A 5384-nucleotide genomic window follows, 5' to 3' on the forward strand; every position below is an offset into this window, starting at 1 on the left:
CTTCGAGCGAACGGCACTTTCGTCGCCTCAGATCGACCCAACGCACCGTTCGCACCATCAAAGGGGCGGGCACGCCGCCGGCACCCCGGCATGGAGTGAACGGCACTCTCACCCTCCTCAACGAGGGGAACGGTACGTTCACACCATCAGGGGCGGGAACACGACTGAGGACGACAGGCACTTTGCCCGGATCAGTCGATGCCGTCGGCGGTGGCAGTCGCATACTTCGGCCGGCCAGCCGGCAGATACCTCTGAATCGTCACGCCCTTTGATGTGGCTCGCGATTCGGCCAGCTCTAGTGCGATGTCCGGTCCGGAGTCGGGAAACAGTCGCGTGCCCTGGCCTACCACCACCGGAACGATCAGCAGGATCATCTCGTCGACAAGATCGTTCGCGAAAAGCCAGCGGCACAGGTTGCCACTGCCGTGCACCTGAAGCTCACCGCCGGGTCTGGCTTTCAGTTCGCCGATCGCTGTGGCGGTGTCACCTGAAAGGGCCGTGGTGTTCTTCCATTGCGGATCGGTGAGCGTCGTCGACGCAAGGTACTTGGGCCGCGAATTCAGTGCGCTTGCAATGGGGTTGACGTCGGGATTCTCGAACGCGCCCCAATAGCCGGCGAAGATCTCGTACGTGTGTCGCCCGAACAGGAACGCGTCAGCGCGCTGGTAGACCTGGACGAGGTAATCCATGGCTTCGGTGTCCACCAATGGCGCGGACCAGCCGCCCCGCTCGAATCCACCTCGCCGATCTTCGTCCGGCCCACCGAGTCCTTGCATCACCCCGTCGAGAGTGGCGATGGTAAAGGTCGTCAGTTTCATAGTCGTACCCATCTCCCAGGCGTCGTCGGATTTCCGCTGTGCCGATATAGACCGTCGAGAAGCGGGAAAGTCATCGAGCGAACGTGGCGTTGATCGCCTTGGATCGACCGAACGTGCCGTTCGCTCAGGGGGAGGTGGGGTCAGGGCTGAACGGGCACGGAGTCTGACGGGCTGGTCTCGGACTTTAGGGCGTCGCACGGAATCGCGAGCTCGGTCTGTTCGAGCCGGCCGCGAAGGGTGATGTTCTCGGTGATCGACCACTGTGCAGCCTCGGCGCTGTCAGCGGCAGCCACAGCCCGACCGGATGCGGCGACGTTACCCGGAACCGTCTTGGCAACTTCGGACAGTCGCGCCGCTTCGTTGACGGGATCACCGATGACGGTGTACTCGAATCTTTCTCGCGCACCGACGTTCCCGGCTACGGCAACACCTGCGGCGACGCCGATTCCCGCGCTCACTTCCGGAACCTCGGCACGCAGGCGCTGCTGAATCTTGCGGGCAGCGGCGAGTGCGCTGCCGGCGTGATCGTCGAGTGTCGTCGGCGCTCCGAAGATCGCCAGCGCTGCGTCGCCCTCGAACTTGTTGACGAATCCGCCGTGTGCGTCGACCTCGTCGACTATGACGTCGAAGAAACGGTTGAGTAGAGCGACCACCGCCGTAGGGGAGTTGGTGGCCGCGATGGTGGTCGATCCGATGACGTCGACGAAGAGTACGGCAACGTCACGTTCTTCACCGCCGAGTTCCGGGTTTCGGCGAACCGCGTTTGCGGCAACCTCGTGTCCGACGTGGCGCCCGAAGAGGTCGCGTATTCGCTCTCGCTCGCGCAGACCCTCGGCCATGCGATTGAAGCCGGCCTGCAGTAGTCCCAGTTCCGTTCCGTCGTACACGACGACGGACGCGGTGAGGTCGCCACGGGTGACTTGTTCCATTCCTCGTCGCACGGACCGAATGGGGGCCGCGGCGGACCGAATGTTGATGTATGTCAGCCCGAGTCCGACGCACAGGGTGATTCCGCCAATGACGAGGATGGCGATCGCGAGGGCTTGCCACGATGCAGGCCGGATGAAGCTGAAGACCGCCACGAGCATCAAGCCGGTGACGGGGACTCCGCTTCCGAGCAGCCAGACGAGGATTGTCCGGCCGGTCAGTCCGAGAACGGCAGCCTTGCGGGGTGCTCCGGATTCGAGTGCACGCGCAGCAATCGGGCGGAGTGCGAACTCGCTGAGCAGGTAGCAGAAAGCGCACGTGGTGATACCGCTGAAAGCCACGGTGAACAGAACTTTCGGAATGGCGTCGGGGTCGACGATTCCGTACATGGTCGTGAAGGTGATGAGCGCGGCCGTCCACAGGACGGCTTGCACTCGGGTCAGTCGCCACGGCCCGCGCAGCGCCGCGCGTTGATTCTGCTCTGTCGGTGGGTGATCCTCGGTGGCCCATCGAAGATCCCGCATCAGCCGTTTGGTGCCCCACAGAAGTCCGATGAGAAAGACACACCCGATGAAGACGGGCACGGCAATGAAGTTGATCCATGCGAATTCGGGGTGGATGATCTCGGGTCCGGGAACCACGAATCCGATGAGCACGATCGCCAGTACCGCTCCGATCAGGTTTGTGACCAGGAGGGGCGCGGTGAGTAGTGCCTGGACGCGGATTCGGCGGCGCCTGGGGCTTTCGTCGGTGGATCCGAGCAGCCACGACCCCAGGGGCGCACTCGGGACACGGCTTCGCTGCATAGTGTGTCGAGAGTAGTCGTAATGATCGCTTAGGGTGGTCCGGTGCGCCTAGTTATTGCTCGTTGCCGTGTCGACTATGTGGGACGCCTGACCTCCCACCTCCCTACCGCAAGACGACTGCTGTTGGTCAAAGCCGACGGCTCGGTCAGTATCCATGCCGACGATCGGGCGTACAAGCCGCTCAACTGGATGAGTCCGCCGTGCTGGTTGGTCGAGACCACCGGGGACGGCGACGACATCCTGTGGGTCGTCACCAACAAGGCGGGCGAGGAACTGCGGATCACTCTCGAAGAGGTCGAGCACGATTCGTCGTATGAACTCGGTCTCGATCCGGGATTGATCAAGGACGGTGTCGAGGCACACCTTCAAGAACTTCTGGCGGAGCATGTCGAGACACTCGGCCCCGGCTACACGTTGGTGCGGCGTGAGTACATGACGGCCATCGGGCCGGTCGATCTTCTGGTCCGAGACGCGGACGGTGCATCGGTGGCGGTGGAGATCAAGCGTCGCGGCGAGATCGACGGCGTCGAGCAGTTGACGCGCTACCTCGAATTGCTCAACCGCGATCCGCTGCTCGCGCCGGTCACGGGAGTTTTTGCAGCGCAACAGATCAAGCCGCAGGCAAAGACTTTGGCCAACGACCGTGGGATCCGTTGCCTGGTCCTTGACTACGAGGCCTTGCGGGGCACCGAAAGCACCGAGTTCCGCCTCTTCTGACGCTGTTTAGACTCGAACCATGCCGCGCCGCAAACCTTCGCCGAAGCAAACCCGTCGAACGGATACTCGGCGTGCTCGGGATTCGAGCGCGGAGTCGGCGTCACCAAGCGGCGTGTTGTTCGGCGGAGCGCTGGTCCGGGAGGAACCCGGGCCGGGCGGTGAAATGTACATGGTGAGGCCGATACCCGGCTCCAACGCGACGAAGTTCTATCGATGCCCCGGTTGTGATCACGACATCAGACCCGGCGTCGCTCACGTGGTGACGTGGCCTTCGGAACCGGGCGGCGCGAACGAGCGTCGACACTGGCATACCGGATGCTGGTCAGGCCGCGGTACGCGCAGCCTGACCAGACGGTGGTCCTGAGCGTCGATCAGTTCCTGGACTGGGCTCGCTGCTCGACGGCGCGGGTGTCGATCTCGGCGGTGTTCGTCTCGTCCGAGTCCTCGAGAACGTCGTCTTCGTCGATACTCGGTTCTGATTTGACCGGATCTGCGTCGACCTTATCTGCGTCGGCCTTCTTGTCTTCGATCTCGAGATCTTCCTCGGCTTCGACGATGACCGGAGCGGGCGGTGCATCGAGGAGTTCGCTCTCCCGGTTGACCGATGCGAGCATGGCCGGAACCGAATCGAGTTGTCCGCGAATGCCCAAGAGCTGAGCCAGGATTCGGCCTCGGAGAACGCGCAGTTCTTCGGTGAGTTCCTTCGCGTGAGCGATCTTGCGCTCGGACTGATCAGTGGCGGCCTGCAGCCTGCGCTGAGCCTCGTGCGACGCATCGGCGAGTCGACGCTCGGCCTCTGCTTTGCTCGACGACTCCAGCTCGTTGACGGCGGCGACGACCTTGGCGCGGCGCTCCGACATCGAGATGTCGAAGTCTTCGCGGATCTGAGTGCGCTTGGCCTCGGACTCGGCAGCCAGTCGATCCCGCTCGGCCTGCGCGGCTTCGACGATCCGGGCGGCTTCGGTACGGGCCTGCGCCATGGTCTGCTCGTGCATGGTTTCCATCGCGTTGCGACGGTCCTCGAGTTCGGCGATCAGCGACTCGTAGTGCCCACGTAGGCGAGCGCCGTCCTGTTCGGCGATGGAGGTCATCTCGGCTGCGTCGGCCTCGGCCTTCGCGCGCACCTCCGAGGCCTCGTCGGAGGCAAGGCGCAGCATGCGGCTGATGCGATCGCTCATGCCCTCCGCAGTGGTGGGCGGTACCGAGAGGCGGTCTACGTCCTTGCGGAGGTCGTCGATGTCGTCGCGTGCATCGTCGAGCTGCTTGGCGAGGTCACGGGCCTGCGCAGCGGCAGCATCACGATCAGCCGCGGTAACTCGCAGCTCCGCGTCGAATCGCTCGAAGTAGTTGCGTACCTCGTCGCGGTCGTATCCCTTCCGTGCGATCTGGAACGGAAGTTGGATCGAACCGCGGTCCTGCTCGTATGCCATGGCGACAATCTACCTGGCATACGAGCTGGAGTCGGGTCTGCTAGTGGCTCGCGTCGGGTTCGACCAGTTCCACCAGGACGCCGCCGGCGTCCTTCGGGTGAATGAAGTTGATGCGCGAGTTGGCCGTACCGCGTCGGGGAGCGTCGTACAGCAACCGAACCCCGCGGTCGCGAAGCTCGGCGGAGATGGCGTCGATGTCGGTGACCCGGTAGGCGAGCTGCTGGAGTCCAGGGCCGCTTCGGTCGATGAACTTGGCGATGGTCGAGTTCTCGTCCAGAGGCGCGAGCAGCTGAACGGCAGTGGATCCGGCGGGGGAGCCGACGACGGAGAGCATGGCCTCACGCACGCCCTGCGATTCGTTGATTTCCTCGTGGGTCGACACCATGCCCAGGTGCTGCGTGTACCACGCGATTGCCACGTCGAGATCGGGCACCGCGATTCCGACGTGATCGATCGCGACGACGAGGTCGGACGACAAAGGTGCGAGTGCAGAACTGGGGGAGGTCTGTGTCATACCTTTCACGGTAGCGCTACCGTTTGAGGAGTACACGTCGGGATGTGACTTGGCTCTTAGGCCGCACGGAACCGACGACTATCTCTCTTTTGCAGCCGGAGGAAATCGTGACCAGTTCTGTGATTGTTGCGGGAGCTCGTACCCCGATGGGTCGACTCCTCGGATCGTTGAA

The 5384-nt window shown here is 63.4% G+C and carries 6 protein-coding genes; 2 read left to right on the top strand and 4 right to left on the bottom strand.

Going from position 1 to position 5384, the window contains the following annotated elements:
* Positions 1 to 191: 191 nt before the first annotated feature.
* Together M1L53_RS32820 and M1L53_RS32825 are read right to left on the bottom strand one after the other, a co-directional pair.
* The gene (locus M1L53_RS32820) at positions 192 to 818 is read right to left on the bottom strand and encodes a dihydrofolate reductase family protein (protein ID WP_007733241.1); all 627 of its coding nucleotides are present in this window, start codon (positions 816 to 818) and stop codon (positions 192 to 194) included.
* A gap of 140 nt (positions 819 to 958) precedes the next feature.
* The gene (locus M1L53_RS32825; protein WP_054186446.1) at positions 959 to 2551 is read right to left on the bottom strand and encodes an adenylate/guanylate cyclase domain-containing protein; all 1593 of its coding nucleotides are present in this window, start codon (positions 2549 to 2551) and stop codon (positions 959 to 961) included.
* A gap of 42 nt (positions 2552 to 2593) precedes the next feature.
* On the opposite strand from M1L53_RS32825, the gene nucS reads away from it, so the two are divergent.
* Positions 2594 to 3268, top strand: coding sequence for an endonuclease NucS (nucS, locus tag M1L53_RS32830; protein WP_007733244.1), 675 nt, complete (start codon positions 2594 to 2596; stop codon positions 3266 to 3268).
* Between the two features lie 19 nt (positions 3269 to 3287).
* Positions 3288 to 3632 (top strand): hypothetical protein, encoded by a 345-nt coding sequence (locus M1L53_RS32835; RefSeq protein WP_054828484.1) that lies wholly within the window; start codon positions 3288 to 3290, stop codon positions 3630 to 3632.
* A 7-nt stretch (positions 3633 to 3639) separates the two neighbouring features.
* Here M1L53_RS32835 and M1L53_RS32840 read toward each other — a convergent pair whose 3' ends face one another.
* On the bottom strand, positions 3640 to 4698 hold the full coding sequence (locus tag M1L53_RS32840) for a hypothetical protein (RefSeq protein WP_007733248.1): 1059 nt from the start codon (positions 4696 to 4698) through the stop codon (positions 3640 to 3642).
* Between the two features lie 40 nt (positions 4699 to 4738).
* Positions 4739 to 5212: a methylmalonyl-CoA epimerase gene (gene mce / locus M1L53_RS32845; RefSeq protein WP_037131968.1), complete on the bottom strand. Its 474-nt coding sequence runs from the start codon at positions 5210 to 5212 to the stop codon at positions 4739 to 4741.
* Positions 5213 to 5384: the final 172 nt, after the last annotated feature.

This window comes from Rhodococcus sp. T9N, from assembly GCF_024436645.1.
GTDB classification, from domain to species: domain Bacteria; phylum Actinomycetota; class Actinomycetes; order Mycobacteriales; family Mycobacteriaceae; genus Rhodococcus_F; species Rhodococcus_F qingshengii.

Bases quoted from the DNA above. Each gene is read 5' to 3' on its own strand.
- mce (WP_037131968.1), bottom strand. From the start codon at position 5,212: ATGACACAGACCTCCCCCAGTTCTGCACTCGCACCTTTGTCGTCCGAC.
- M1L53_RS32825 (WP_054186446.1), bottom strand. From the start codon at position 2,551: ATGCAGCGAAGCCGTGTCCCGAGTGCGCCCCTGGGGTCGTGGCTGCTC.
- M1L53_RS32835 (WP_054828484.1), top strand. From the start codon at position 3,288: ATGCCGCGCCGCAAACCTTCGCCGAAGCAAACCCGTCGAACGGATACT.
- M1L53_RS32840 (WP_007733248.1), bottom strand. From the start codon at position 4,698: ATGGCATACGAGCAGGACCGCGGTTCGATCCAACTTCCGTTCCAGATC.
- M1L53_RS32820 (WP_007733241.1), bottom strand. From the start codon at position 818: ATGAAACTGACGACCTTTACCATCGCCACTCTCGACGGGGTGATGCAA.